Source organism: Occallatibacter sp. (assembly GCF_049802275.1).
In the GTDB taxonomy this organism is placed as follows: Bacteria; Acidobacteriota; Terriglobia; order Terriglobales; family Acidobacteriaceae; genus Telmatobacter.
This window is the reverse complement of record NZ_JBARMD010000295.1, coordinates 1-3,516: the sequence shown is the minus strand read 5'-3', so window position 1 is coordinate 3,516 and position 3,516 is coordinate 1. Positions and strand designations below refer to the sequence as shown.

Sequence of the window (3,516 nt, the reverse complement as noted above, 5' to 3'; positions counted from 1 at the left end):
CTTCCGACAAGCGTGGCGTTGTTGATGGTGATGTTCTGGTTGTCGGTATCGAACCAGAGGCCCTGTGCCTGATTGTTATAGGAGAGGTGCCCCTGGACAGAGGTGGTTCGCATCTGGAAGAACTTCGAGCCGCCTGATGCCCAGTTGTACAAGGTGGCCTCCGCGCCACGCCAGTTGTTGTAATCAGTCTCGTTGCCGGTGTAGAGCGCGGCCTGATCTCTTGTTCCCTGAAAACCGACGCCGCCGTTGTAGCTGGCCATGGAATTCTGGACGGTGATGTTGCTGGACGACGAGATGCCGAGGCCGCCCCAGTTATTCCAATTTGCCTGGACTGAGTCAACGAGAACATTGGAACTGCTGGTAACCGTCGCGCCGCTGGTATTGATGCAACTCGCAGCGTGTTCGAAGACAAGGCCGCGCAGAACGATGTTGCTGCGGCCGACGATGCTGATGGTTTTCGCGCGTGACGCCACTTCGATGGTGGCGTTTGAGGGTTCCGTCCCTGACGGCGGCCATAGGTGCAGCGTACCGTCGGTAGAGCCGACGAAGAATGTGCCTGGTTTGAGGTCTGAGTAGTTAAGCACTTGCGTCATCGCGATGCCGTTCAGGAAGAGCATCTCGGTGTGAAGCGCGATGGGCTGCAAGGCGGGCCAACCGCTGGGGAGCGCACATGTGCTCTGGGCCGGTGTCCAGTTGGCGACATAAGCTCCGGAGTATTGAGGATCGGTGGACCATGCCGAGATAAGATCGGACGCAGCAATAATGGCGGTTCCGTTTGTGGCGGCCTGAATCGTCAGTGCGGCTGATGTCTGGCCCGATACCGGATTGACGCTTACGGTTTCGCGATAGATGCCGGCATCGACAATGATTCTGGTTCCGATGCTTTTCTGATTATTGATGTTCGCCTTGTTCACAGCAGCCTGGATCGTCTTCAGTGGAGAAGAACTGGCGCCGGAATTGGCATCTGAACCGGAGTGCGCGTCGACATAAAGGACGGCGGTCTGATTTTCGACGACATTGGCCTGGGAACGCGCGCGGGGCCCGATAACTACCAGAGCCGCAAGGGAGAGGGAGCAAAGAACTCTCGCCAACTTCATGACTTGCCTCAAAAAAGGAAAAAGATCGGCAATTAAGCACCGCGGCTTAGCATCTCCGCCGCAGCAGCGAAGAATTGCCGAGCCTGAGCTGCAGTACAGAAGGCGCTTCCTGTCTTGCTTCAACCTTCAGGCGCAAGCTGGAAACAGGCAGTGAGGGCGTAGTCAACGCACACTTCGGCCCTCCCTCGGCTGGGGTGCTTCAAGCGCATTCGATATGGCGCATTGAGCTGTAAGGCTGCTAGGTGTGTTGATGTAATGTTAGCGAAAACTGATTGTATCCGGCGCGCGGAGTACCGATTGACTATTACTGAAGCACCGTTACGTTAGTTCAGTAAATATGTAGCACCCGTCTGATTGGCCTTCAGGGAGCGCGCGCTATTCAGGATAGGGTTCGCCTGCGCGGACCACGCGAATGTCATGATCCGTGAACTGAGCATGTCCGCTGGGCAATTCCACCTTGGGCATATGGCAGCTTGTGCAGTTTGATTTTGCAACGGAGCAGGTCTTTGCCGCGGGATGTGATGATGCAGTTTTGGTTTCCGCATGGCATGCAAGACATTTGGCATCGTAGTACGCTACGTTGTGATTTACCGGCTGGTGCGGATTGTGACATGCGAGACAGCTGATGCGCGGATCGTTACCGATGAAGCACTTGCTGTTTTCAAGGCGATAAGGCTGGAAGCGCACGAATGCGGGACCGCGCCACTTGTTGTGCATCACGGTATCCCACGTGCGATGACACTGGCCGCAAAAGTCAGAAATCTGTTCGGAATCAAGACGGTTGAGTGATTTCGGCAAGGTCTTGAAGTTGTTCTGCGCGGCATCGGCCATGTGCTGCTGCGCACCGGCGTGGCAACGCTCGCAGTCGAGGCCGGGAGTGACTTTGGCTGGCTTCAATTTCTCGCCTGCGATGACTCCACTGCCGTGACAATTGAAACAGGTGCGCGTTTCCCAGATTGGCAGTTGGCGCCCCATTGCTTCTGTCACATTGTGGGGCGTGATCTTCTGGTCGCCGGGAGTGAGGGCGAGACCCTGGGCCGCCGGGAAGTAGCTCACAAGGCTTTCGTAGAAATGCCCATCCTTCTCAAGCACCCACGTTTGTGCGTGCTGCCCGAAGGTCCAATGGATGGGAAGACTAAGAGTGTCAGAGCCGTCGGAGACCGTGTAGGTGCTCTGGCCATCCTTTGTCTGAATCCTGTAGGTATAACCACCCATCTGAACGCTGAGGTCGGGATGGGCGTTGAGCGTGGGATTGGCGCCTTGTGCTTCCATGGCGTGGCGCATCGGCGCGGTTGCGTAAGAAGTGGTGACGCCATTGTGACAGGTTGCGCAGGTGAGCGGAGCGTCCAATTGCTTCGCATGCTGAGCGAGGCCCGGGCGAGGTGCGAGGAACGCGCAGAAGACTACAGCAGCGGCGGCCGCGCCTGTTCTCGCTAAGATCGATCTTGAACTATTTCGCCAGGTCACTGCAGATCCTGCGCTCGCGCGCTGCTTCTTCTCTGTTGCCGCTGCGGGAGTAGATGGAGACGAGTCCGAGGTGGGCTTCGAGGTTGTTGGGATCGGAGACGAGGATCTGGTTCAGCAGCTCGCCGCCGCGCTTCATGTCGCCAGTCTCAGCCAGCGAGCGACCTAGTGCGAGTTGGGCCATCTCCATGTCGGGGGCATTGGCATAGGCGCGCTGCGCCGGTTGAAGAGCTTCGCTGAATCGGCCCGCAATTACGAGCGTAAGTGCGAGCATGGCGTTGGCCGTTTCGTTGGTTGGATTGGCGGCCAGTTCGCTGTGAAACTGATCGATGGCAAGACCCGGATCGTGCGGAAAGAGCAGAAATCCGTAGAAGTAGTGGAGATTGAGCGCGTCAGGATAGCGGGTGAAGAGCTGCGAGAAGAGTCCGTCGGCCTTCTCGTTATCGCCGGAGAGGAAGACGTATCCTGCATTCCCGGCGGCTTGATATAGCTCGCGGTTCTGTGCAGGCACGTCTTTCGGAAAGGTGGGAATCCGCATTCCGGCGAGGCCGATGCCAATCATCAGATCGGGTGCATCGGCGTGCTTCGCGGCAAAGAATCCGTATTGCTCAAGAGCGTCCTGGAACCGGCTGGCATGTGCGAGGAGTTGGGCAAGGTGGTAGCGAATGATCTGCTCATTCTGGGGTTGATTGAGAGCACCGTGTGCGACCGCCTGTTCGAGATCGCGGAGCGCGTCGTCGTAGGCGCCGGTTTCATATTCGCAAAGACCGCGAAGCGCCATGGCGGGGACGGCGGTGGGAACAAGTTGGAGGAGGTGTGTGAATGCGTCGATGGCGCCGGGGAATTGGTTGGCGCTGTACTGGAGGACGCCGAGATACCACCAGCCTTCCTGCCAATCGGGCTTGAGCTGCGTGGCCTGGCTGTAGAGCTGGATGGCGAGGGGCAGGTCCTGCCG

At 57.8% G+C, this 3,516-nt stretch carries 3 protein-coding genes; all 3 read right to left on the bottom strand.

What is annotated here, in order from left to right; genetic code table 11:
• The coding region (locus tag WA354_RS10420) for a right-handed parallel beta-helix repeat-containing protein (RefSeq protein WP_472812943.1) at nucleotides 1-1,097 on the bottom strand (1,097 nt) is incomplete at its 3' end.
• A 375-nt stretch (nucleotides 1,098-1,472) separates the two neighbouring features.
• On the bottom strand, nucleotides 1,473-2,447 hold the full coding sequence (locus WA354_RS10415; protein ID WP_472812942.1) for a multiheme c-type cytochrome: 975 nt from the start codon (nucleotides 2,445-2,447) through the stop codon (nucleotides 1,473-1,475).
• A 100-nt stretch (nucleotides 2,448-2,547) separates the two neighbouring features.
• Nucleotides 2,548-3,516 (bottom strand): tetratricopeptide repeat protein (locus tag WA354_RS10410; protein WP_472812941.1); only part of this gene is annotated, 969 nt, incomplete at its 5' end.